Consider the following 23067-nt stretch of genomic DNA (forward strand, 5'->3'; position numbering starts at 1 on the left):
GCGACCCCTGGTTATGACCAACAGCAATCTCCGCACCGAGAACCACTTCGACTACGTCAAGATCACGCTCGCTTCCCCCGAGCGGATCATGCAGTGGGGACAACGCACTCTGCCCAACGGTCAGGTGGTCGGTGAGGTCACCAAGCCCGAAACGATTAACTACCGCACGCTCAAGCCTGAGATGGATGGGCTCTTCTGCGAGAAGATCTTCGGCCCGTCCAAGGACTGGGAATGCCATTGCGGCAAGTACAAGCGGGTGAGGCATCGTGGCATCGTCTGCGAACGTTGCGGGGTGGAGGTCACCGAGAGCCGGGTGCGGCGGCACCGTATGGGCTTCATCAAGCTGGCGGCTCCGGTTTCCCATGTCTGGTACCTCAAGGGAATTCCGAGCTATGTGGCCATCCTGCTCGATATGCCCCTGCGGGATGTCGAGCAGATCGTATATTTCAACTGCTATGTGGTGCTCGAAAAGGGTGACCACCAAGATCTGACCTACAAGCAGCTGCTCACGGAAGATGAGTGGCTGGAGATCGAGGATCAGATCTATGCCGAGGATTCGGAGATTGAGAACGAGCCCGAGGTTGGTATCGGTGCGGAGGCACTCAAGCGTCTTCTCGAAGACCTCAATCTCAGCGAGATCGCTGAGCAGTTGCGTGAGGAGATTGCCGGCAGCAAGGGCCAAAAGCGGGCCAAGCTGATCAAACGTCTCCGGGTGATCGACAATTTCATCGCCACCGACGCCCAGCCGGCCTGGATGGTGCTGGATGCCATCCCCGTGATCCCGCCGGATCTGCGGCCGATGGTGCAACTCGATGGTGGCCGTTTCGCCACCAGCGATCTCAATGATCTCTATCGCCGGGTCATCAACCGCAACAACCGGCTGGCCCGGTTGCAGGAGATTCTTGCTCCGGAGATCATCGTCCGCAATGAAAAGCGGATGCTCCAGGAGGCCGTTGATGCCCTGATCGACAATGGACGGCGGGGCCGCACTGTAGTGGGGGCGAACAATCGCCCACTCAAATCCCTCAGCGACATCATCGAGGGCAAGCAGGGCCGCTTCCGTCAGAACCTGCTGGGCAAGCGGGTCGACTACTCCGGCCGCTCCGTGATTGTGGTGGGTCCCAAGCTCAAGATGCACCAGTGCGGCCTGCCCAAGGAGATGGCGATCGAGCTGTTCCAGCCTTTCGTGATCCATCGCCTGATCCGCCAGAACATCGTCAACAACATCAAGGCCGCCAAGAAACTGATCCAGCGGGCCGATGATGAGGTGATGCAGGTGCTTCAGGAGGTGATCGAAGGCCATCCGATCCTGCTCAACCGAGCTCCCACCCTCCACCGTCTCGGCATCCAAGCCTTTGAGCCCAAGCTGGTGGATGGCCGGGCCATCCAGCTCCATCCCCTGGTCTGTCCGGCCTTCAACGCCGACTTCGACGGCGACCAGATGGCTGTCCATGTGCCCCTGGCGATTGAGGCCCAGACCGAGGCCCGCATGCTGATGCTGGCCAGCAACAACATCCTCTCGCCGGCCACCGGCGAGCCGATCATCACCCCGTCCCAGGACATGGTGCTCGGCATCTATTACCTGACCGCCATCGATCGCGCCGAGTCGAAACCCACGTTCGGCGATCGCCGGCGCACTTTCGCCGGCCTTGATGATGTGCTCAGCGCCTTCGATGAGAAACATCTCGCGCTGCACGAGTGGATCTGGGTGCGTTTCGCCGGTGAGGTCGAAGCTGAGGACGAGTCCGAGGAGCCCGTGCACCAGGACACCCTCAGCGACGGCACGCGCATCGAGCAGTGGCAGTACCGCCGCGATCGCTTCGATGAGGACGGGGCCCTGATCAGCCGCTATCTGCTGACCACGGTGGGTCGGGTCGTGATGAACCGAACGATCTTCGACGCCGTGGCCGCCACTTGAGCGTCCGGCAGCGTCGTCCCTGCCCGTCTTCAAACCCCCACCCTTTCCAGGTTTCCCTTCCGCTCGCCGCCATGACCACCACCCCCTCCAGGCCCGGCGTTCAGTCCCGTGGCGCAGCCCTGAGCAAGGAGACGCCCCGTTTCCTCAACCGCGAGATCGATAAGAAAGCCCTGAGGACCCTGGTGGCCTGGGCCTACAAGCACCACGGCACCGCGGCCACCGCCTCGATGGCCGATGAACTCAAGGATCTCGGCTTCCACTACGCCACCCAGGCCGCCGTTTCAATCTCGGTGGAGGATCTGCGCATTCCGGGTGAAAAGGCCCGCCTGCTGCAGGAGGCCGAGCAGCAGATCACCGACACCGAGGAGCGCTACCGCCTCGGTGAGATCACCGAGGTGGAGCGGCACACCAAGGTGATCGACACCTGGACTGAAACCAACGAACGACTGGTCGAGGAAGTCAAGAAGAACTTCAACGAGAACGATCCGCTCAACTCGGTCTGGATGATGGCCAACTCCGGCGCCCGGGGCAATATGTCCCAGGTGCGCCAGCTGGTGGGCATGCGCGGCCTGATGGCCAACCCCCAGGGGGAGATCATCGACCTCCCCATCCGCACCAACTTCCGTGAGGGGCTCACGGTCACGGAATACGTGATCTCCTCCTACGGCGCCCGCAAGGGACTGGTGGACACGGCCCTGCGGACGGCCGACTCGGGCTATCTCACCCGCCGCCTGGTGGATGTGGCCCAGGATGTGATCGTCCGGGAGGACGACTGCGGGACCACCCGTGGCATCCCGATCGACGCGGATGAGCGGGGGCGCTTCTTCGCCAAACTGGTCGGACGTCTGGCGGCCGAGCCCGTTCTGGCCGCCGACGGCTCGCTGCTGGTTGATCGGGATGGGGAGATCGACAACGAGGTGTCGGCCGCGATTGAGGCGGCCGGTGTCCGTTCCGTCGTGGTCCGCTCCCCGCTGACCTGTGAGGCGGCCCGCTCGGTGTGTCGCAAGTGCTATGGCTGGGCCCTGGCCCACAACGAGCTGGTCGATCTGGGCGAGGCGGTGGGCATCATCGCGGCCCAGTCGATCGGGGAACCCGGCACCCAGCTCACGATGCGCACCTTCCACACCGGTGGAGTCTCCACGGCGGAAACGGGAGTGGTGCGCTCCCTGTTCAATGGGGTGGTGGAGTTCGGACCCAAGGCCCGGGTCCGCGGACACCGCACCTCCCATGGCGTGGAGGCGATGCTGGCTGAGACCGATTTCAACCTGACGGTCAAGCCGTCCGGCAAGGGCCGGCAGCAGCGGCTGGACATCACCGCCGGTTCGGTGCTGTTCGTGGCCGACGGTGAAACGGTCCCGGCCGAGATGATCCTGGCCCAGATCTCCGCGGGCGCCACGGTCAAGAAGAGCATCGAGAAGGCCACCAAAGACGTGATCTGCGACCTGGCCGGTCAGGTGCGTTACGAAGACGTGATCCAGCCCCGGGAGGTCACCGACCGCCAGGGCAACATCACCCTCAAGGCCCAGCGTCTCGGCCGGCTCTGGGTTCTTGCCGGAGATGTCTACAACCTCCCACCCAATGCGATGCCCGTCGTCAAGGGCAACACGGCGGTCACCACCGGCGAGGTGCTGGCGGAGAGCCGGCAGGTCAGTGAGCACGGTGGCGTCGTGCGGCTGCGGGAATCGACCGGTGAGAACCGGGAGGTTCAGATCGTCACCGCCAGCCTCACCCTCAAGGATTGCAAGCTGGTGGGGGAATCCACCCATTCCGGCGAGATCTGGCACCTGGAAGGCAAGGACAACGCCCGATACCTGCTCAAGACCCAGCCCGGCAGCAAGATCGGCAGCGGTGAGGTGATCGCCGAACTGGCCGACAACCGGTTCCGCACCCAGACCGGAGGTCTGATCAAGTATGCCCCTGGCCTGTCGATCAAGAAGGCCCGTTCCGCCAAGAACGGCTACGAGGTCAGCAAAGGCGGCACCTTGCTCTGGATCCCCCAGGAAACCCACGAGATCAACAAGGACATCTCCCTGCTGATGATCGAGGACGGCCAGTGGATCGAGGCCGGTACCGAGGTGGTCAAGGACATTTTCAGCCAGACGGCCGGCATTGTCACCGTCACCCAGAAGAACGACATCCTGCGCGAGATCATCGTGCGCTCCGGCACTCTCCATCTGGTGGCCGACAGCAAGATCCTCTCCCGCTACGGCGATGAGGGCCGGATCCACAACCCCGGAGAGGAGATCGCCCCCGGGCTCACCCCAGAGGCGATGGTGTTCGTGGAGGCGGTGGACACTCCGGAAGGGGGTGCCCTGCTGCTCCGCCCCGTGGAGGAGTACACCATCCCCGACCAGGCCCATCTGCCCGATCTTGGCAGCGTCAAGCAGAACGGCGGCCCCTCCCTCGGTCTCAAGGCGATTCAGCGCCTCACCTTCAAGGATGGTGAGCTGATCAAATCGGTCGATGGCGTCGAGCTGCTGCGCACCCAGCTGATTCTCGACACCTTCGACACCACCCCCCAGATGACGGTGGATGTGGAGGCGGTGCCCGACAGGCGGGCCAAGACGATCGAGCGGTTACAACTGGTGATCCTCGAGAGCCTGCTGGTCCGTCGGGACACCCTCTCCGACGCCAGCCACGGCTCGACCCATACCGAACTGCAGGTGGAGGACGGCGTCTCGGTCAAGAGCGGCGATGTGGTGGCCACCACCCAGATCCTCTGCAAGGAGGACGGACTGGTCCAGCTGCCCGAGTCGATCGAAGGCGAACCCGTCCGGCGTCTGATCGTCGAGCGCGATGGCGACACCCAGCAGATCGATCTGGGTGCCGGCTCCCCCACGGTCAGCCTGGGTGACCGTCTGGTGGATGGCGACCCCTTGGCCGATGGGATCGAGGCCCCGTGCTGCGGCCAGGTGGAAGTCATTGAGGGCAGTCAGATCACCATCCGCCTCGGCCGTCCATACATGGTTTCCCCCGATTCGGTGCTGCACGTGCGCGACGGCGAGCTGGTCCAGCGGGGGGATGCCCTGGCCCTGCTGGTGTTCGAGCGCCAGAAGACCGGTGACATCGTTCAGGGTCTTCCCCGCATCGAGGAGCTACTGGAGGCCCGCCGGCCCCGGGAATCCGCGGTGCTCTGCCGCAAGCCCGGCACCGCCACGATCAAGCCCGGAGAGGAGGACGACTCGATCGCCCTCTCGGTGATCGAACAGGACGACGCCAGCACGCCCTACCAGATCACCCTGGGACGCAACGTGATGGTCAACGATGGCCAGCAGGTGAAGGCCGGCGAAATGCTTACCGATGGCCCGATCAACCCGCACGAACTGCTTGAGTGCTATTTCGAGGATCTGCGCAGCCGCAAGCCCTCGATGGAAGCGGCCCAGGAGGCCATTTCCAAACTGCAGTTCCGCATGGTCCAGGAGGTGCAGAACGTCTACAAATCCCAGGGTGTCACCATCGATGACAAGCACATCGAAGTGATCGTGCGCCAGATGACCAGCAAGGTGCGCATCGAGGATGCCGGCGACACGACCCTGTTGCCCGGTGAGCTGATCGAGCTGCGCCAGGTGGAGCAGGTCAACCAGGCCATGGCGATCACGGGCGGTGCCCCTGCCGAGTTCACCCCGGTGCTGCTGGGCATCACCAAGGCCTCCCTCAACACCGACAGCTTCATCTCCGCCGCCAGCTTCCAGGAAACGACCCGGGTGCTGACCGAGGCGGCGATCGAAGGCAAGAGCGACTGGCTGCGCGGTCTCAAGGAGAACGTCATCATCGGCCGGCTGATCCCGGCCGGAACGGGCTTCGGTGGCTTCGAGGAGGAATTGCGCAACGAGGCGGGCCCCCATCCCGACATCCTCGATGAGGAGGCCGGCGGGTACCGCCGCATGCCCAACCTGCGTCCGGACTACACCGTGGAGATGCCGGCGGCGGCTCCGGCCTCCACCGCCGTCCTCGACGATCCCTCCGACGACGAGCTCGACGCGGTTCGCAGCAAGCGCGGCATCGAAGCCTCCGCCAGCTCCTTTGCGGCCTTTGCCCGTCCCACCCCGGAGGATGGCCTGGAGGAGGAGCTCGTTCCCGATCCCGCCGCCCTCGAAGGGCTGCAGGAAGAGGGCTTGCTGAGCAGCGAGGAATGAGTGTCGTGCTCGAACCCACCCTGGTCCCTGAGCGGCACCTCCCCCGCTACGGCTTCCACGCCCACACGGAGCGACTGCATGGGCGCCTGGCGATGCTTGGCTTCATCGCCCTGGTGGCGGTGGAGTGGGCCCTGGGCCACGGCCTGCTGATCTGGCCCTGATGGTCGCCGCCGCTGCCCGGGTCTCGCCGCAGCAGGCCTCTCCCCCCCGCCCCCTTCTGGGCATGGGCAAGGCAGACCTGGAGGGCTGGGCTGCGGCCCAGGGCCAGCCCTCCTTCCGGGGCCGCCAGCTGCACGAATGGCTCTATGCGAGGGGCGTGCGCAGCCTGGGGGAGGTTTCCGTGCTGCCCAGGGCCTGGCGCGAGCGTCTCGTCGCCCAGCCCCCCGCCGGGGCCGCTGACTGGATCGGCCGCTCCAGGGAGCTGCACCGCGGCGTGGCCCGCGATGGCACCACCAAGCTCCTGCTCGGCACCGTCGACGGCCTGAGCCTAGAAACGGTGGGCATTCCTGCCGAGGGGCGTCTGACTGTCTGCGTCAGCAGCCAGGTGGGCTGCCCGATGGCCTGCCGCTTCTGCGCCACCGGCAAGGGCGGGCTGCAGCGCTCGTTGGCGCTCCACGAAATTGTGGATCAGGTGCTCAGCGTGCGCGAGGTGATGGGGCAGCGCCCCAGCCATGCCGTGTTCATGGGCATGGGGGAACCGCTGCTCAACATCGAGGCAGTGCTCGACGCGATCGCGTGCCTCTGCACCGACCTGGGCATGGCCCAGCGCAGGATCACCGTCAGCACGGTGGGCGTCCCCGGTACCCTTCCCACTCTGGCCGAGCAGGCCTTGGCGCGCCTAGGCCGGGCCCAGTTCACCCTGGCGGTGAGTCTGCATGCGCCGGACCAGCGCCTGCGCCAGACGTTGATCCCCACCGCCCACGCCTATCCGATCGAGGCCCTGCTCGAGGATTGCCGCCGCTACGTGGCGATCACTGGCCGGCGGGTCAGCTTCGAATACATCCTTCTGGGGGGTCTCAACGATCATCCCCATCAGGCGGCCGCGCTGGCCCGGCTGCTGCGGGGCTTTCAGAGCCACGTGAATCTGATTCCCTACAACCCGATCGAGGAGGAGGAGTTCCAGCGCCCCGCGGCCGATCGGGTGGAGGCCTTTCGGCGGGCCCTGCAGGAACGCCACGTGGCCGTGAGTGTCAGGGCCAGCCGTGGTCTTGATCAGGACGCGGCCTGCGGTCAGCTGCGGCGCCGGCTGAGCGGGGGCTGAGCCGGCGCCGCAGCTGACCGGATCCGGACGGTCTCAGCCGAAGGTGGTGATGGTCGAGAGACGCTGGAAGGAGGTTTCCGCTGTGGATTCGACCCGGAACGATGTCCAGCCGGTGGCGCGGCCGGGCTGGCGTTCGGCGATCGGAAAGTCGATCCGGCGTCCCCGGAAGGTCAGCCCGACGCAGCTCAGGCGAGGGTCATCGGCCATCAGGGACCAGAGCAGCCGGATCTCGCCGCGGTCGTAGGCCGGCTTGGCCCCGGGCGCCGGGGGGGAGGTCCCGGGCGCTGTTTCGGGCGGCATCTGGCCGGGGCCCCAGCGCATGGGCGAACGGGTTTCGCAGGCCAGGTAGTCGCCGTCCTCAGTGGGATAGAACCAGCAGGTGTCGTTGGTGGCGTCCCGGAGTGGAAAGCTGTCCAGACGGGTGAACGCAGTCCCTGAGAGATCGGTGCCGGACTCCGCAGCGAACACGCTCAGCCACAGCCTGGTGGGATCAAAGCAGGGAATCACCGCATCGCAGATCAGCTGGCCTCCACCGCCGAAGGGGTCCGCCCGGTCCACCGCGGCCTGCCCGGAGGCGACCAGGTCGTCCAGGCTGCCTTCCCAGTCGCCGGGGCAGCGGTAGATCCTGAGCGCCAGCCCTTCGCCCAGGGCCTGGCGCTGCCGCTCCAGCAGCCAGGGCCAGCAGGATCCCGTCGGCGGGTTCCCAGGGGCACCGGTGCTGAGGGCGAAAACGAGAGCGTGCGGCACGGGAGGGAGGAAAGAAAAGCGCGGGAGCCGGTCTCCGCCGCCCATGGCGAACCAAAACCTTTCAAACTGTAACAGAAATCTGTGATTTTCCTTACGATCTCGACCAGCCCTGGGGCTCTGCCCCCCCGCTGTCCCGGGTGACATCCACGCCGGCCGGGGCGAACAGGAAGACCATCTCCCCCAGTCGCTCCTGCTGACCGTCGAGGGCGAACACCCCACCGGAGACGAAATCGGCAGCCCGTTGCGCCTCTTCGGCCGGCATCGAACTGAAGTTCAACACCACCGTCTTGCGCTCCCGTACGGCCTGAACGGCAAAGAGAACATCCTCGAAGCGCAGTGGTTCCATCAGGACCACTTCGGGGGGCAAGTCGGAAAACCGATCCATCTGCGTACGGTGCCATGGACAGGAATGGGACGCCAATCCAGCTGGCAGCCGGCTGAGATTCTCAGACCTCGCCGCTCGCCTGCCGCCGGGCGATGTTCGCGGCAGCCGCCGGCTCCGGCAACAGCGACTCCGGCTCGAGATCATCACGCCGAAGCAGGGCGAACAGGGTGCCGGCGTTGCCACGGGACACCCTCACCGCGGTATCCAGCACGGTGATGTCGAGCCAGGCCGGAAAATTCTGGCGCACCTCCCGAAACAGCCGCAGGCGGCGATCCCCGAAGCGGGGGCCCAGCCAGCCTCCCCGCTCGAATGTGACCTGCACCCGCTGGGATCCCGCGGTGGCGATCGTGGCCTCCACGCTGATGCCCGCCACCTGTCCCAGGGGGCCGGCCAGGCGCAGCAGATTCATGGCCCGTCCCCGATCCGGATCCAGCACCTGGAGGTTCTCCAGCCAGGCCGCCACCTGGAGATAGGGAGCACGGCTGCTGCTCCAGCGCAGCTCCCAGACCCCCCGGAGAAGGGAGGGGTTGGAGCGGAGATCGGCTGGAGCCTCACGCTCCAGGGTTTTGATCAGAGCCCGGACCTCGTCGTCGGGCGGCGCGACCGGCCTGGAGAGCGCCTGCCGGAGTGCATCGCTGGCCGTCATGGGGAAGGGAGGTGTGTAAGGTAAGAGTTGATTTTTCGATCTCTGGCCAGGTCACGACTTGTTGGAGCCGTCGAGGGATCGGTTAAAGTTATTTAATGTTACATGACAATCTACGTAGGCAACCTCTCGTTCGATGCCGAGCAGGAGGATCTCCGTGACCTGTTCAGTCAGTACGGAGAGGTGCGCCAGTGCAGCCTTCCCCTTGATCGGGAAACCGGCCGCAAGCGCGGCTTCGCGTTCGTTGAGCTCGCCAACGACGCCGAAGAGCAGAAGGCCATCGACGATCTTCAGAACGTCGAATGGATGAACCGGATGATCCGGGTCAACAAAGCGGAACCCCGTGGCGGCGGCGGCGGCCGTGGCGGCGGCGGTGGTTATGGCGGCGGTGGCGGTGGCGGCGGCGGCTATGGAGGTGGCCGCAGCCGGTACTGAAACCAAGTTGATGTCCGATCGTTCGCGCGAGTCGGGCCCGGAACCAAACCCCCATCCGATGCTCAACCCCGCCACTGGCGGGGTTTTTTGATGGCTCCCGAGCCCCAGTCGGTGGCGTCCGCTCGGGGACGAGGCTCAATCCTCCCCTTCGTCTTCACCCCCGACGGGCACCAGGCGGATCTGCTTGCGACCGATCTTCAGTTCAAACTCATCGCCGGGTTTGAGGTCCAACAGGGCGGTGTAGGCCTTGCCGACCAGCAGGTTGCCGTTGCCCTGAACCGTGGCGATGTAGCTCAGCTTGCGACCACCTTTCCCGGCGGGGTTCCCACCGCCTCCGGCGCCCAGGCTGACCCCTTTGGCCTCCAGCAGCGCTTCATAGAAGGCGGTGAAGTTGAGACGTTCGCTGCCGTCCTTCTTGGTGCTCACGTACCCGGCGGCACGCACCAGATCGGATTTACTCACATCGCCAAGCTCCTTGACCTTTGCCAGGAGATCCGAACCGGTCAACATGGGGGAAGTGGGAAAGTTCTCTCTCAACATACTGAACAATGAGAGTCTGTCGAGGCTTCGGCAATCACGAGTCTCCCGTTTCGAGATTCTCGCGGACTGCTCCACCCTGATCCCCCCCTGCCGGTGGCTGGTCGGTGGATCGCCCGCTCACCTTGCGTTGGCCTGATCCGACGAACCTGTGCCGAGGCATGCAACGCATCAGGCTAAAAACGGCTCTGTCCGCATCAGAGCTCTCGGCCAGATCATCGTTGACCAGAGAACACACGCAGGCCGGCTCCGAACAGAATCAAGACCAGCAATGGAGTCTCTCCCCAGTGTCCATACGGGCTGAGCCGGCTCAGCAACGTCAACGTGAAGGTGTCACTGACGGGCCGTGCCTCCGGCAAGCGCTGACGCACCCGTCCCTGGCCGTCGATCACCAGGCTCGGTCCGGTGTTGGCGGCGCTCACCAGCCAGCGGCCGTTCTCGATCGCCCGCAGCTGGGCCAGCGCGGCGAACTGCTGCCGCAGCAGGGACGGATAGGGATCCAAATTAGCGCTGGCAAGCAGCCACATCGCGCCGGAGCGGGTGGCCTCCCGCAGGGACCGGCCATCCGAGAGCTCGTAGCAGATCGCCACGGCCACGTCACCTTCCGGCCGCGGCAGCAGCCGGGAGGGCGCCCCGGGCTCCACCCCCCCGACCGCCGAGAGCCCTCCCCAGCGCCACAGCCTCGCCAGCGGCACCCATTCCCCCAGGGGGACCAGCCGCGACTTGTCGACCCAGCCGGAGGCCTCCACCCGGTCGGGTTCGATCCGGAGCACGGCACTGCGCAGCTCCTCGGCCTCGAGCCGGAAGCCGCCGCTGAGCACCTCCACCGCCTCGGCACTCGGGAACGGCTGACCGAGCACGAGGGTGCCCTCGGGCAGCAGCAGGGGGCCGCCCCCCCGCCGGGCCGCCTCCCGCCGGGCCGCCCGCAGCTGCTCCAGCAGTCGGCGCTGCTGGAGCGGTTGAAACTTCTCGCGGGTGGGGATGGCCGGTTGGTGCACCATCACCGTTAGCCGCTCGCCCCGGCCCGCCCCGGACGGATGGATCTGGCTCCAGCCCAGCAGGTGAAGCGAGCCCACCAGAGCGACGAACAGCACCAGCCAGGCCCGCCGCCGTTCCCCCTCCGCCAGCAACCGCCAGAGCGTCCAGCCCAGCAGCAGCTGGGCCGCTGCCACCAGTCCCCCCCCACCCCAGGCCGCCAGGCCGGCCAGGGCCCGGTCCCCCGGCAGGGCGGAGGCGCCCAGTCCGGTCCAGAACAGCGGTCCTTGCGCCAGAAGCACTTCGGCCAGGCCCCACCCCCCCGCCGCCAGCAGGGCCGTCCCCGGTCGCCGGGCTCCCAGCGTCCCCACCAGAGCGCCCCAGCCCCCGACCAGCGCTCCCCCCGCCAGACCGCAGCTCAGCCAAAGGGCGAAACAGATCGGCAGGCTGAGGGTCGGGGGGACGCCGATCCAGTCGAGGGGATGGAGCCAGAGCAGCCAGCGATGGCTGACGAGCACCGCGGCCGTCCCCCAGGCCGCCGCCCCCGACAGGGCTGTTCCAGAGCCGCCCGTCCGGCTCGGCGCCGCGCCGCAGGAGCGCCAGAGCGGCACCAGCGCCAGCCAGAGCAGGGGCGGCCAGCCGAGTGGTGCCAGCGCCAGGGCGGCGATCGCACCCCCCGCCCCCCCGGCCAGGAGCCAGCCCAGGGCGGCCCTGCGGCGCCGGTCATCTCCCATGGCCCGAACCTCCACGGAACGACATCATCAAGAGAGACGCGCTTCGCCTCGATGGAACGGGACAATCTGCTCCAACAACTGCTGTTGCGGGGGCTGGGCACGAGTTCTCTCGTGGCCGATCGCCTGCGGAGCGTCACCCAGGACTGGGTGACGAGCGGTCGTCTCGATCCCAGCCAGGCCACCGTGCTGGTCGATGATGTGATGCGTGCCCTGCGGGGTGAGAACCCGGAACTGGAGAAGCGCACCGAGCGTCAGATGGAGCGCGGCATCGACCACTTCCTCCAGGATGTCGGCCTCGCCCGCCAGAAGGAGGTTGACGAACTGCGGGGTCGGATCGACCGCCTTGAGCAACTGCTGCGGACGCGGCGGGAGGCGGCGGAGGCCCAGGAGTAGGGCTCCCGCCCCGGCGCTGGCAGAATCCCCCTCGCATCCACTTCTCCCGGCTGCCGAGCCCTGCCATGCGTGACATCCTGATCAGCTCCACCCTCTGCCTGGTGTTCCTGCTGGTGGCACTGGTCAGTCAGCTCGTGGCCCCCGGCAGCCTGGATGCCGCGGCCAGCGGGGATCCGGTGGAGGCCGTTGCAGCCCCGAACGTCTCCCGCCAGCCGGGTCGGTTCGAACTCGATCCCGATGTGTCCAATCCTTCCCTCTTCACCATGGCTTCTGACACTCCGGCCGATCTCACCCTGGCCCAGTCCAGCGGCGCCGCCGATCTGGGCGGCGCAATGGTGGCTCCGAAGGAACGGCTCACCGACAGCGGCCTGCGCATCACCGACCTGGTCATCGGCGAGGGGGCCGAGGCGATCGCCGGGCAGTCGGTGCAGGTCAACTACCGGGGCACCCTGGCCAGCGGCCTGGAGTTTGACAGCAGCTATGGCCGGGGCCCGTTCTCGTTTCCACTCGGAGCCGGCCGGGTGATCCGCGGTTGGGACGAGGGTGTGGTGGGCATGAAGGTGGGTGGCAAGCGCAAGCTGGTGATCCCCCCGGATCTGGCCTATGGGGAGCGCGGGGCCGGCGGTGTCATCCCCCCCAATGCCACCCTCACGTTCGAAGTGGAACTGCTCGGAGTGGGCGGCTGAGGGCCCGCCTTGCCGCCGGCCCTGGCCCCGGGAGCCGTCGTTAGAGTGAGATCTGGATGGGCCGGCGGCTTCCAACCTTTCCTCTCCGTTCCGCCGCCACTCCCCGCCGGACGTCCTCCGTGGCGTCACCACTTGTGTGGTCAGGCGAGGGAGCCAGCCGGGACTCGTCTTCTCCCGCGGGTCGCGCCGATGGCCGCGGCCCCCGCACCGGGCCGACGAGACCCTCACCCTGCCACCAGGGTGTGCGGCGATCCATCGCCCCATCCACCCCGTTGCTTTCCTTTCCCCCCATGGCTCACCAGCTGCCCGCGCTTCCGTACGACCTCGACGCCCTCGCCCCCCACATCAGCCGCAACACCCTCGAGTTCCACTACGGCAAGCACCACGCCGCCTATGTGACCAATCTCAATAAGTTGGTGGAAGGAACGGATCTCGACGGCAAGAGCCTCGAGGCGGTGATCCTGGCGGCGGCCGCTGATCCCGCCAAGGCCGGCGTCTTCAACAACGCCGCCCAAGTCTGGAACCACACCTTCTACTGGCAGAGCATGAAGCCGGGTGGAGGTGGTGCCCCCTCCGGTGCCCTGGCTGAGAAGATCAACTCCGATCTCGGTGGGTTCGACGCCTTCGTCGAACAGTTCAAGGCGGCCGGCGCCACCCAGTTCGGCAGCGGCTGGGCCTGGCTCGTGCTGGACGGCGGCAGCCTCAAGATCGCCAAAACCGGCAACGCCGACCTGCCCCTGGCCCACGGCCAGACCGCCCTGCTGACCATGGATGTGTGGGAGCACGCCTACTACCTGGATTATCAGAACCTCCGGCCGGCCTACATCAACACCTTCCTGGAGAAGCTGGTGAACTGGGACTTCGTTGCCGCCAACCTGGCCGCCGCCTGATCGCCCCTTCGGCGACGGAGTCGATCACCCCCGGGCCGTGCCCAGTACGGCCTCGGGGGGGATCCACATGGCATCGCCGTAGGAGAAGAAGCGGTAGCCCTGGGACTTGGCCTCTTCGTAGTGAGCCAGCAGCCGCTCCCGGCCGATCAGGGCGCTGACCAGCAGCAGCAGCGAGCTGCGGGGTAGGTGGAAATTGGTCAGCAGTCCCTGCACCACCTGGAAGTGGAATCCCGGCTGGATCACCAGATTCACGGGCCCCCGGTGGGGGACCAGGTCGCCACCGTTGAGGGCAGCCACCCCCTCGAGGCTCCGGACGCTGGTGGTGCCGATGGCGATCACACGGCCGCCGCGGGCCCGGCAGGCCGCCACGGCTGCCACCAGTTCGGGGGTGATCTCCACCCATTCACTGTGGAGTTCAAGCCCGTCGAGGTCTTCCCCTTCGACCGGCCGGAAGGTGCCCAGACCCACGTGAAGTGTGGCCGCGGCCATCGTCACACCCCGGTGCCTCAGCGCCTCCAGCAGAGCGTCGCTGAGGTGCAGACCGGCCGTTGGGGCCGCCACGGCGCCGGGCTTGGCGGCGTAGCGGGTCTGATAGCGGCTGTCGTCCTCCGGTCCCTGGCGGTGGATATAGGGCGGCAGCGGCAAGGTGCCGTATCGGCCGAGCAACGCTTCGATCCCCTCCACCGTGGAGCAGCCGGGCGGGAATCGGATGATCCGCCCTCCCGAGCTCGCCGCGGGTCCCACCACCTCCAGGGTCAGGTCCGGTTCACCCGGTGCCTGCAGCCACAGCCGTTCGCCAGGCTTGAGTCGTCGGGCCGGCCGGGCCAGGCAGGCCCAGCAACGGGCCTCGACGGGGCCCGGTCCCGGGGTGGCCCAGGGGTCGAGCATCAACAGTTCCACCGCGCCGCCGCTGGTCCGTCTGGCCTGGAGCCGGGCTTTGAGGACCCGGGTGTCGTTGACCACCAGCAGATCGGTGGGCCGTAATTCCCCCTGCAGATCCCAGACGCTCAGGTGGCGGGCCGCAGCGGCAGGGGTGGCTCCCACCGCCAGCATCCGGGCGGCGTGGCGGGGCTCGGCCGGACACTGGGCGATGTAGGACTCCGGCAGCTCGAAGGAATAGCTGGAGAGGAGGCGATCAGGGGAAGGCCGGGTCAGAGGACGAGTTGCTCGGGGTTGGTCTCGATCAACTGGGCGAGATCCTTCAGGAACGCCGCCGCGTGGGTGCCGTAGATGACGCGGTGATCAGCGGTGAGATTGACCTGCATCTGGCGCCGCACGGCGATCGAGCCATCCGCGCTGGCGACCACCACCGGCCGGGAGGCTGCCACTGCCAGAATCGCGCCGGTGCCGGGCGGCAGGATCGCATCGAAGCGGTCGACGCCGAACATGCCGAGATTGGAGAGGGTGAAGCTGCCCGTGCTGTATTCCTCCGGCTTGAGCTGCTTGCTGCGGGAGCGGGACACCAGATCGGCCCAGCTGCGCGAGAGGGTGTAGAGGTCCGTGCGGTCGGCGGCCGCGAGCACCGGTGTGATCAGCCCCCCGTCTTCCATGGCCACCGCCACCGCCACGTTCACGGCGGCCGGGTAGGCCATGCCCGCTTCGCTGAAGCCGGCGTTGACCTGGGGGTGACGCGCCAGGGTCACTCCGACGGCCTTGGCCAGCAGGACCGTCATGGTGACTCCCTTCCCCTTCACCTCCTTGTGGAAGGCGTCGAGGCGGTCGGTGGTGATGGTGTAGCCGACGTGGAAGCAGGGCACCGCCAGGCTGGCCACCATGGTGCGGTTGACCGCCGCCTGCAGTGTGGTGAAGGGGACGGTGTCCCCGGGGCTGCCGAAGGTCTGGCCGGCCGGAGCCGTGGCCGGTGCTCCGTGGCCGGCGCCGTTGCCGGCGGGGCTGGTGATTACGGCGGCGGCGGTCCCTTCCGCCACCCGGGGCAGGGTGAGCGGCTTCCCGGCGGCCCGTTCCACGTCCTCGGCCTGGATGCGCCCATTGGGGCCGGTGCCGCGCAGCCCCTCGAGGGCGACGCCCAGCTGGCCGGCCAGCTTCCGGGCCCTCGGGCTGACCACGAGCCGACCGTTGGCGGTGGCTGCGGGGGCTGCCGCCACGGGTGCGGGAGTCGGGGCCGGCGTCGGCGTCGGCGCCGGGGCGGCGGCTGGGATGGCCGGCGCGGTTGTTGGTGATGCCGCCACCGTCGGTGGGGTCGTCGGAGCCGCCGGCTCGGGGGTGCTGGGGGCGCTGGCCTGAACCGCGGCGATCTCCGCTTCGGTCTCGACGATCAGGCCGATCGTTTCTCCCACCGGTGCGGTGGAGCCGGCCGGTAACAGAACCGAGGCCAGGAACCCCTCCTGGAACGCCTCCACGTCCATGTCCGCCTTGTCGGACTCCACCACCAGGACCGACTCGCCGCGGGCGACCCGATCGCCGGGCTGCTTCAGCCACTCCACGATCTTTCCCTCCGTCATGGTGGAGCTCAGGGCGGGCATGAAGATGTCGTGGGTCGCCAAGGTCCGGTTCCCGATGCGGGCTGCGGAGGGATTTTACGTCCGCCCAGGACGGGCTGGATCAGCCGCCCCCCTCGATCGCCTCGATCACCCCATCGCGCACCAGGACAGCCACCTGGAGCTTCTCGACGAGGTTGTCGCCGACCTTGACCTTGCAGGCCCCCTCGATCTGGCCCTGATCCACGATCTGCTCGAAGGTCAGCTCCCTCACCTGGCGCTGCTGTTCGATCAGGGTGCGTTTCTGCTCCTCGAGCTCGGCCCGTTTGGCCGCCACCTGCTGCTGCACCGACCCCACCTGCTCCTGGACGCGGGGATCGAGCGGATTCAGGCTCTGGCGCCGGATCTCATCCACCAGCTGCTGCCCTTCCTGCTCGAGCTGGGCCAGCTGCTGATCGCTGGCGCTCACGGCGGCGCTCAGTTCCCGCTCGGCATCCTCCTTCCAGCGGGGGGTGACCACCGCCCGCACGGTGATCGTGCGTTTGATGGTCAGCGTGGGGCCTTCGGACATGGGAGGGGGGTGGCAGCGTTCAGGCTGTCAGGCCGCTGTCCGCCGGTCAACCGAACCGGGTGCACGGCCGGATCCGGGGCCTGGCTCAGGGGGCGTAGAGGCGCTCAATCGCCGCCCGGTCCCGCTCGCTGATGCGATCGCGGCGCTGCTTGAGTGTCTGGGTGAGCAGGCCGTTCTCGATCGAGAAGGGCTCCACCAGGGCCACCCCCGCCAGCCGCTCATCGGGTCGGGAACCGGGCCGCAGGGCCAGCAGGCGGTTGAACTCCCCCCGCAGCGCCCGCAGCAGGGCCGGTTCGGCGCCCGCCGCATCGGTGCCGGGCCCGGCCAGGTCCTGGGCCCGGGCGAAGGCCGCCAGGGGTTCGGCCCGCGGCACCACCAGGGCACCCAGCTGCCGGCGATCCTGGCCCACCAGCATCACCTGCTCCACCAGGGGATGGGCGACCAGGGCGTCTTCAAGCGGGCCCGGTTCGATGTTCTCCCCGCTGCTGAGCACGATCGTGTCCTTGGCCCGTCCAGTCAGTACCAGGGTGCCGTCGCACAGGAGGTGGCCCAGGTCCCCGGTGTCGAACCAGCCTTCGGCGTCCAGCACCGCCGCGGTGGCCTCGGGGCGCCGGTGGTAGCCGGCCATCACCTGGGGCCCCCGGGCCAGCACCCGGCCCCTCTCCCCCCAGCCAAGGGGCTGGCCGTTGTCGGGATCCACGATCCGCAGGGACGTTTCGGGCAGAGGCTGGCCGGCGCTGCCGCGACGGTTGCGCCAGGGCCGGCGGCAGGCCAGCACCGGGCTGGTCTCGGTGAGGCCGTAGCCCACCAGCAACTCGATGCCGATCGCTTCGAAGAACCCGTCGACATGCAGCGCCAGGGCGCCGCCACCGCTGATCGCCGTGCGCAGGCAGCCCCCCGCCAGTTGCCGCCGCACCTTGGGCCAGAGCAGGGTGCCGGCCAGTCCATGCAGGGGCCAGCTGGCCAGCCAGCCGGTGGCGGCCACCAGGCGCCGGGAGGCCGGTTCCGCCACCAGGGTGAGATTGCGGGCGCGGCGCCCCAGTCGGCAATGGAGGCGGCTCACGGCCAGGGCCCGCTCGATCAGACGCCGGCGGGGAGCCGGCATCGCCGCCAGCGCCTCCTCGAAGCCGGCCAGGATCGCCTCCCACAGCCGGGGAACGCTGACGAGATACTGCGGCCTCACCCGCTGCAGGTCCGCCCGCAGATGCCGCAGGGTGGTGTAGCTCTGCTGACAGCCGGCGGCCAGCAGCATGTATTCGGCCGTGCGCTCGTAGGCGTGCCAGATCGGCAGCACGCTCAGCACCCGGTCCCCCGGACGGGGGGAGACCGCGACCCCCAGGGTTCCCAGCTGGTGCAACAGGTTGGCCTGGCTCAGCGGCACCCCCTTGGGACGGCCCGTGGTGCCGGAGGTGTACAGCAGGGTGGCGAGGCGGTCACGGCCCGCCGTCGGGGCCGGAGGGGGTGGAGCCCCGGCCCCGAGCTCCTCGAAGCCGCTCCAGTCGAGCCGACGCCCGGAACCACCGGCCGTGCCCCCCTCCGGCAGGCCTCCCTCCTGCAGGAGCAGCACGAAGAGCAGCCGATCCCGCTGGTCGTCGGGAAGCTCCAGGCTCTCGAGCAGCTGGGCCGACTCCACCACCAGGCCGATGGCGCCGGAATCCGCGAGGATGTACCGCAGCTCCTCCACCGGAGCGGTTCCGCCCCGGACCGCATCGGCCGCCCCGGAGCGCATGATGCCCTGGTCGGCCACCAGCCAGCGGGGGCCGTTTTCTGCGAACAGGGCCACCACGTCTCCGTCCTGCACCCCGAGGGCCCTGAAGGCCGCGGCGGCGCGGAGGATGCGGCGGTCCAGCTCGGCGTAACTGACCTGCTCGGGTGGCGTGGCATGGGGAGCGTCGAGGGCGATCGCCTCGCCGTGGCGGCGGGCCAGTTCCGGCCAGAGCTGCTCCACCCCCTCCAGGGCGCTCCAGTCGCTGCTCCGGCCCAGCGCCTGTCGGTCCCGCCGGTCCGCCTGCCAGACGATGTCCGCTCTGCCGCCCATCCCCGTTGATCCGCGCTTGCCGCCCAGGCTTATCACTCCCAGAGCCGTTCTGCCGGCTGCGGGGGGCGGAGCGTGCATCCGAACCGCCCGGAGAAGCACTCCAGCAGCAGAGGCCGGATCCGCTCCGTGGTGAGATCGGGACGCCAGTCACTCAGCCGCCCGACCCCGTGGTCCGCGAGCCCGCAGGGCACGATCGCCGCGAACCCGTCCAGGTCGCAGCTCACGTTGAGGGCAAGGCCATGCTGACTGATCCAGCGCCGGGCGCCGACGCCGATGGCGGCGAGCTTGCGCCCCTCCAGCCAGACCCCGGTGAGGCCCTCAATCCGCTCGCCGGGCAGCTCCAGCGCCGCCAGCAGATCGAGCACCACCCCCTCCAGCTGACGGAGGTAGAGGTGGAGATCGCCGCCGTGGCGCCGCAGGTCGAGCACCGGATAGATCACCAGCTGACCGGGGCGATGATGGGTGACCTCCCCGCCCCGGTCGATGCGGAACAGGGGGGCGGGGGGGGCGGCCGGATCGAAGCGGAGGAATGCCTCGCTGGCTCCCCGGCCGAGGGTGTAGCAGGGTTCGTGCTCCAGCAGCAGCAGGGAATCGGGTCCGGCTGGATTCCGCAACAGGCGTTCCTGCAGGGTGCGCTGCCAGCCCCAGCACCGCTCGAACGGGACGGGCTCAGGGGGTTCAAAACGGATTGCGTCGAGCGCCGGATTCACGTGGTGGTCGCTTCCTACAGTTGAGTCAGAACGAACGCCACAGGAGCGATTCGATGAAACTGCTGATTCAGGGCCGCAATCTGGATGTCACACCGGCCATCCGGGATTACACCGAAGAAAAGATCAGCCGGGCCATCAATCATTTCGAGGGGTTGGTCAAGGAAGCCGATGTGCACCTCTCGGTGGCTCGCAACCCCCGCGTTCCCCAGCAGACCGCCGAAGTGACCGTGTTCGCCAACGGCCTGGTGATCCGTGCCCAGGAACGCAGCGAGAATCTCTACGCCAGCATTGACATGGTGGCGGGCAAGCTGAGCCGCCAGCTGCGCCGCTACAAGGATCGCCTGAACGACCACCATGGCGCCGCCCCGGACGGCGCCGGGGACGCCATGTCGGCCGAGGCCGATCTCCCCGCCGGGGGCGATCTGCTGGCTGGGCGCGAACCGGCCCTGCCCGAGCCCGGAGTACGGCGCAAGTACTTCGCCATGCCGGCCATGTCGCTGGAGCAGGCCCTGCACCAGCTTGAGTTGATCGATCACGATTTCTACGTGTTCCGTGACGAGAAGACCGGCGGGATTCAGGTGCTCTACCGGCGCAACCATGGTGGCTTCGGGGTGATCCAACCACGGGAATCCTGACCCATCGCCACCGGAATCCCCCCTGCCGTGCCCCGCGCTTCCCGCTCCAACGGCCCGCTGCCGGATCTGGCACCCCTGATCGAGCAGGCCCTGCTGGATCCCCACCAGGGCCGTGAGGCGGTGGAACGCAGCTGTGATCAGGCGCGCCATTTCGGCTTTGCCGGATTGTGCCTCTCCTCACGCTGGCTGGCCGTCGGACGGGAGCGCCTTGGCCCGCCGGGCCCGGTGAAGCTCGTGGGCGTGGTGGCCTTCCCCTTCGGCGCGGTTCCCCGGGAGATCAAGCGGGCCGAGGCCGAGGCCGCGGCCGCCGCCGGTGCCGACGAACTCGACGTCGTGCCCGATTTCGGTGCCCTGGCCGACGGCGACGGGGGGGCCGTCTACGAGGACCTGGGCCTGATCGTGGGGCTGGGCCTGCCCGTGAAGGTGATCCTGGAGGTGGGGCGCCTTGAGCCGGCGGCCCTGGAGCTGCTCGTGGAGGTCGCCATCGACACGGGGGCCTCCGTTCTCAAGACGGGCAGCGGCTTCGGACCGCCGGTCACCGTGGAGCAGGTGACGCAGTTGCGGGAGCTGGCCCGGGGGAGGGCGTCCATCCAGGCTTCGGGGGGCATCGCCACACTGCCGCACGCCCTCGATCTGGTGGGGGCCGGCGCTGGTCGCCTCGGCACGAGCCGCGGGCTGGCGCTGATCGAGGCGATGCGCGGAGCCTCGGCGTGACGGCCTCGCTCTGGCTGGAGGGGCTGTCGCTCAAGTGCGGCCCCCTGGGGGAGAACGACCGCCTGCTGACGCTGCTCAGCGATGCGGAAGGGCTCACCCGGCTGGCCGTGCCGGGGGCCCGCCGGCTCCGCAGCAGCCTGGCGGCGGCGGTGCCGCTCTCCCTGCTGCAGCTGCAGGTGAGCGGCGGTGGCGGCCTCCGTCGGGTCCGGCAGCTGCGGGTGGTGCGCAATTTCAGCAATCTGGCCCAGCGGCTGGAGACCCTGGCCGCCGCCCAGGCCCTGGCCGAACTCTGCCTGCAGCTGGTGCCCAGCGGCGATGGGGTGGACGGCATGCTCGACGACCTGCTGGCCCAGCTGGGGCGGCTGGAGCTGCAGGTCACCCAGGGTCTCGACCGGCTGGAGGCCCTGGCGGTGGCGGTGCAGGGCAGTGTGCATTTGCTGGCCCTGGGGGGCTACGGGTTGCCCCTGCAGCGGTGCCCCCGAAGTGGCGCGCCCCTTGAGCCACCGTTGGGCAACCGGGCGTGGCGCTGCAGCCTGGTGCCCAGCGAGGGTCTGCTGATCGGGGCCGTGGCCGGCTGCGTGCTGGTCCTCACCGCCTCCGAGCTGGCCCTGCTGCAGCGCCTGCCTCGGCCGGGACTGCCCAGATGCCGCGACGGCACGCTGATGGGTCCCGCCGCGGTCTGGCTGCGGCTCCTGCAGTTGGTGGAGGCCTGGAGCCGGGAGCACCTGGGCCGCAGCGGCCGCGCCCTGGCCCTGCTGCGCGGCTGCTATCTCCCCGACACACGGGCCGACACGCCCCCTGCGTCATCATTGCTGCGGAACGACTGAACCCTTGAGCGGATTCACCAGGCCAACCGCCCCTCCCAAGCCGGAACCGAATGGGCCGGCCGGCTCCAGGACCGATGGATTGCAGGCGGTGCTGGCGCTGCCGGAGTTCCGCAAGCTCTGGCTGGGCCAGATCTTCTCCCAGTTGGCCGACAAGTTCTACATCGTTCTGATGGTGTTCTTGATCGCCCAGTACTGGGTCACGGACACCCCCCAGACCAACGTTCCCCTGGCCGAGGCCGCGGCAAGCCTGCGGCTTGACCTGGAGACCCGCACCCAGATGATCACCCTGCTGGCCACGGGGGTCTACCTGGCCAACACCCTGCCGGCCATGCTGCTGGGCACGGTCGCGGGGGTCTGGGCCGACCGCTGGCCGAAGCGCCAGGTGATGGTGGCCTCCAACGGTCTGCGGGGCGCGCTGACGCTGCTGGCCCCCCTCGTGCTGCTGCCCGGCCCCCAGTGGCTCGGCCTGAGCTGGGGCTACTGGGGGCTGGTGGCGATGACCTTTCTCGAATCGGTGCTCACCCAGTTCTTCGCTCCGGCGGAACAATCGGCCATTCCCCTGCTGGTGCCGCGGCCCCGGCTGCTGGCTGCCATGTCGCTGTACCAGGCCACCAGCATGGGGGCCACGATCGTGGGCTTCGCCCTGGGCGATCCGGTGCTGCGGCTGCTGCGCAGCAGCCTGGGGTCGCTGGGCCTCAGCGGCGGCGAATTCGTCCTGCTCCCCCTCTGCTACGGGCTGGCCGCCGTCTGCATCGCCCTGATCCGGATCGACGAGCCGCCCCGTGAGGAGCGGGGCACCAGCGTCTGGAGTGAGATCGCCGAAGGCGTCCAGGTGCTGCGGGAGCGGGCCAGCGTGCGTGCCGCCATGCTCAATCTGGTGCTCCTGTACAGCATCCTCGCCGCCCTCTACGTGCTGGCCATCAGCCTGGCCTCGGCGATCGAGGGGCTCGGCCCCACCCGCTTCGGCACCCTGCTCGCCATGAGTGGCCTGGGCATGGCCGTCGGAGCCCTGGGCGTGGCCCAGCTCGGCCATGGGATCAACCGCAAACTGATGGCCTCCGGTGGCCTAAGCACCATCGCCTTCAGCCTGGTGATGCTGGGCCAGTGGCGGGGCAGCCTGGCGGTCACCCTGACCCTCTGCGCGTTGCTGGGCGTGGGGGCCTCGCTGCTGGCGATCCCGGCCCAGACCACCATTCAGGAAGACACTCCCGAAGCGATGCGGGGCAAGGTCTTCGGCCTGCAGAACAATCTGATCAACGTGGCGCTGAGCCTGCCGCTGGTGCTGGCTGGGGCCGTGGTCAGCCGCTACGGCCTGATGCCCGTGCTCTGGGGCCTGGCGGCGATCGCCGTGATGGCCGCCCTGATCGAGCGGCCCTGGAAGCGCTGCTAGCGTT

Annotated in this window: 22 protein-coding genes; 12 read left to right on the forward strand and 10 right to left on the reverse strand. The window is 68.4% G+C overall.

Annotated elements, in window-relative coordinates; all coding sequences use genetic code 11:
- Positions 1-13: 13 nt before the first annotated feature.
- The 4 genes from ACWJI7_RS06935 to rlmN all read left to right on the forward strand — a co-directional run bounded on the left by ACWJI7_RS06935 (position 14) and on the right by rlmN (position 7315).
- Positions 14-1918 carry a DNA-directed RNA polymerase subunit gamma gene (locus ACWJI7_RS06935; protein ID WP_479936514.1) on the forward strand — a complete coding sequence of 635 codons (1905 nt, stop codon included), beginning with the start codon at positions 14-16 and terminating at the stop codon, positions 1916-1918.
- Between the two features lie 71 nt (positions 1919-1989).
- Positions 1990-6054, forward strand: a complete 4065-nt coding sequence (locus tag ACWJI7_RS06940) for a DNA-directed RNA polymerase subunit beta' (RefSeq protein WP_479936516.1) — start codon at positions 1990-1992, stop codon at positions 6052-6054.
- Between the two features lie 5 nt (positions 6055-6059).
- Positions 6060-6215 (forward strand): high light inducible protein, encoded by a 156-nt coding sequence (locus ACWJI7_RS06945; RefSeq protein WP_479936902.1) that lies wholly within the window; start codon positions 6060-6062, stop codon positions 6213-6215.
- Positions 6215-7315, forward strand: a complete 1101-nt coding sequence (gene rlmN / locus ACWJI7_RS06950; protein WP_479936517.1) for a dual-specificity RNA methyltransferase RlmN — start codon at positions 6215-6217, stop codon at positions 7313-7315. The genes ACWJI7_RS06945 and rlmN overlap by 1 nt, the downstream gene beginning before the upstream one ends.
- 33 nt (positions 7316-7348) lie before the next feature.
- Here rlmN and ACWJI7_RS06955 read toward each other — a convergent pair whose 3' ends face one another.
- The 3 genes from ACWJI7_RS06955 to ACWJI7_RS06965 form a co-directional block, all read right to left on the reverse strand.
- On the reverse strand, positions 7349-8062 hold the full coding sequence (locus ACWJI7_RS06955) for a hypothetical protein (RefSeq protein ID WP_479936518.1): 714 nt from the start codon (positions 8060-8062) through the stop codon (positions 7349-7351).
- Positions 8063-8153: 91 nt separating this feature from the next.
- Positions 8154-8408: a cell division protein SepF gene (locus tag ACWJI7_RS06960; protein ID WP_479936519.1), complete on the reverse strand. Its 255-nt coding sequence runs from the start codon at positions 8406-8408 to the stop codon at positions 8154-8156.
- A gap of 100 nt (positions 8409-8508) precedes the next feature.
- Positions 8509-9093 (reverse strand): PAP/fibrillin family protein, encoded by a 585-nt coding sequence (locus tag ACWJI7_RS06965; protein WP_479936520.1) that lies wholly within the window; start codon positions 9091-9093, stop codon positions 8509-8511.
- Positions 9094-9195: 102 nt separating this feature from the next.
- On the opposite strand from ACWJI7_RS06965, the gene ACWJI7_RS06970 reads away from it, so the two are divergent.
- Entirely contained in the window at positions 9196-9525 is a 330-nt protein-coding gene (locus ACWJI7_RS06970; RefSeq protein ID WP_479936522.1) for an RNA recognition motif domain-containing protein, read from the forward strand.
- A 135-nt stretch (positions 9526-9660) separates the two neighbouring features.
- On the opposite strand, the gene ACWJI7_RS06975 is transcribed toward ACWJI7_RS06970, so the two are convergent.
- Positions 9661-10035 (reverse strand): AbrB family transcriptional regulator, encoded by a 375-nt coding sequence (locus tag ACWJI7_RS06975; protein WP_479936524.1) that lies wholly within the window; start codon positions 10033-10035, stop codon positions 9661-9663.
- 242 nt (positions 10036-10277) lie between these two features.
- Complete coding sequence (locus tag ACWJI7_RS06980) at positions 10278-11786, reverse strand: apolipoprotein N-acyltransferase (protein ID WP_479936526.1); 1509 nt, start codon at positions 11784-11786, stop codon at positions 10278-10280.
- A gap of 36 nt (positions 11787-11822) precedes the next feature.
- Here ACWJI7_RS06980 and ACWJI7_RS06985 point away from each other — a divergent pair, with 36 nt between their 5' ends.
- The 3 genes from ACWJI7_RS06985 to ACWJI7_RS06995 all read left to right on the forward strand — a co-directional run bounded on the left by ACWJI7_RS06985 (position 11823) and on the right by ACWJI7_RS06995 (position 13740).
- A complete protein-coding gene (locus ACWJI7_RS06985) occupies positions 11823-12164 on the forward strand; it encodes a phasin family protein (protein WP_479936528.1) in 342 nt (113 codons plus the stop codon).
- A 65-nt stretch (positions 12165-12229) separates the two neighbouring features.
- The gene (locus ACWJI7_RS06990; RefSeq protein WP_479936529.1) at positions 12230-12850 is read left to right on the forward strand and encodes an FKBP-type peptidyl-prolyl cis-trans isomerase; all 621 of its coding nucleotides are present in this window, start codon (positions 12230-12232) and stop codon (positions 12848-12850) included.
- Between the two features lie 290 nt (positions 12851-13140).
- On the forward strand, positions 13141-13740 hold the full coding sequence (locus ACWJI7_RS06995; protein ID WP_479936531.1) for a superoxide dismutase: 600 nt from the start codon (positions 13141-13143) through the stop codon (positions 13738-13740).
- Between the two features lie 24 nt (positions 13741-13764).
- On the opposite strand, the gene queA is transcribed toward ACWJI7_RS06995, so the two are convergent.
- From queA to lipB, 5 genes are all read right to left on the reverse strand, one after another.
- On the reverse strand, positions 13765-14895 hold the full coding sequence (queA, locus tag ACWJI7_RS07000; protein ID WP_479936904.1) for a tRNA preQ1(34) S-adenosylmethionine ribosyltransferase-isomerase QueA: 1131 nt from the start codon (positions 14893-14895) through the stop codon (positions 13765-13767).
- Entirely contained in the window at positions 14892-16244 is a 1353-nt protein-coding gene (locus tag ACWJI7_RS07005; protein ID WP_479936533.1) for a dihydrolipoamide acetyltransferase family protein, read from the reverse strand. The genes queA and ACWJI7_RS07005 overlap by 4 nt, the downstream gene beginning before the upstream one ends.
- A gap of 58 nt (positions 16245-16302) precedes the next feature.
- Complete coding sequence (locus tag ACWJI7_RS07010; RefSeq protein ID WP_479936535.1) at positions 16303-16749, reverse strand: YlqD family protein; 447 nt, start codon at positions 16747-16749, stop codon at positions 16303-16305.
- 85 nt (positions 16750-16834) lie between these two features.
- Entirely contained in the window at positions 16835-18787 is a 1953-nt protein-coding gene (locus ACWJI7_RS07015) for an AMP-binding protein (RefSeq protein WP_479936537.1), read from the reverse strand.
- Positions 18788-18819: 32 nt separating this feature from the next.
- A complete protein-coding gene (lipB, locus tag ACWJI7_RS07020) occupies positions 18820-19497 on the reverse strand; it encodes a lipoyl(octanoyl) transferase LipB (RefSeq protein WP_479936539.1) in 678 nt (225 codons plus the stop codon).
- Positions 19498-19550: 53 nt separating this feature from the next.
- On the opposite strand from lipB, the gene hpf reads away from it, so the two are divergent.
- Genes hpf through ACWJI7_RS07040 form a run of 4 tightly spaced genes read left to right on the forward strand, consistent with a single transcriptional unit; the run spans position 19551 to position 23063 of the window.
- On the forward strand, positions 19551-20132 hold the full coding sequence (gene hpf, locus ACWJI7_RS07025; protein ID WP_479936541.1) for a ribosome hibernation-promoting factor, HPF/YfiA family: 582 nt from the start codon (positions 19551-19553) through the stop codon (positions 20130-20132).
- A gap of 27 nt (positions 20133-20159) precedes the next feature.
- Complete coding sequence (gene deoC / locus ACWJI7_RS07030; protein WP_479936543.1) at positions 20160-20846, forward strand: deoxyribose-phosphate aldolase; 687 nt, start codon at positions 20160-20162, stop codon at positions 20844-20846.
- Positions 20843-21673 (forward strand): DNA repair protein RecO, encoded by an 831-nt coding sequence (recO, locus tag ACWJI7_RS07035; RefSeq protein ID WP_479936545.1) that lies wholly within the window; start codon positions 20843-20845, stop codon positions 21671-21673. The genes deoC and recO overlap by 4 nt, the downstream gene beginning before the upstream one ends.
- Before the next feature lie 4 nt (positions 21674-21677).
- Complete coding sequence (locus tag ACWJI7_RS07040; RefSeq protein ID WP_479936546.1) at positions 21678-23063, forward strand: MFS transporter; 1386 nt, start codon at positions 21678-21680, stop codon at positions 23061-23063.
- Positions 23064-23067 lie beyond the last annotated feature (4 nt).

The sequence above is a fragment of the Cryptocyanus atlanticus LEGE 06306 genome (assembly GCF_056633155.1).

Bases quoted from the DNA above. Each gene is read 5' to 3' on its own strand.
- ACWJI7_RS06970 (WP_479936522.1), top strand. From the start codon at position 9,196: ATGACAATCTACGTAGGCAACCTCTCGTTCGATGCCGAGCAGGAGGAT.
- ACWJI7_RS06975 (WP_479936524.1), bottom strand. From the start codon at position 10,035: ATGTTGACCGGTTCGGATCTCCTGGCAAAGGTCAAGGAGCTTGGCGAT.
- ACWJI7_RS06985 (WP_479936528.1), top strand. From the start codon at position 11,823: ATGGAACGGGACAATCTGCTCCAACAACTGCTGTTGCGGGGGCTGGGC.
- rlmN (WP_479936517.1), top strand. From the start codon at position 6,215: ATGGTCGCCGCCGCTGCCCGGGTCTCGCCGCAGCAGGCCTCTCCCCCC.
- ACWJI7_RS06995 (WP_479936531.1), top strand. From the start codon at position 13,141: ATGGCTCACCAGCTGCCCGCGCTTCCGTACGACCTCGACGCCCTCGCC.
- ACWJI7_RS07010 (WP_479936535.1), bottom strand. From the start codon at position 16,749: ATGTCCGAAGGCCCCACGCTGACCATCAAACGCACGATCACCGTGCGG.
- ACWJI7_RS06990 (WP_479936529.1), top strand. From the start codon at position 12,230: ATGCGTGACATCCTGATCAGCTCCACCCTCTGCCTGGTGTTCCTGCTG.
- ACWJI7_RS06935 (WP_479936514.1), top strand. From the start codon at position 14: ATGACCAACAGCAATCTCCGCACCGAGAACCACTTCGACTACGTCAAG.
- ACWJI7_RS07015 (WP_479936537.1), bottom strand. From the start codon at position 18,787: ATGGGCGGCAGAGCGGACATCGTCTGGCAGGCGGACCGGCGGGACCGA.
- hpf (WP_479936541.1), top strand. From the start codon at position 19,551: ATGAAACTGCTGATTCAGGGCCGCAATCTGGATGTCACACCGGCCATC.
- ACWJI7_RS06965 (WP_479936520.1), bottom strand. From the start codon at position 9,093: ATGACGGCCAGCGATGCACTCCGGCAGGCGCTCTCCAGGCCGGTCGCG.
- ACWJI7_RS06940 (WP_479936516.1), top strand. From the start codon at position 1,990: ATGACCACCACCCCCTCCAGGCCCGGCGTTCAGTCCCGTGGCGCAGCC.
- ACWJI7_RS06960 (WP_479936519.1), bottom strand. From the start codon at position 8,408: ATGGAACCACTGCGCTTCGAGGATGTTCTCTTTGCCGTTCAGGCCGTA.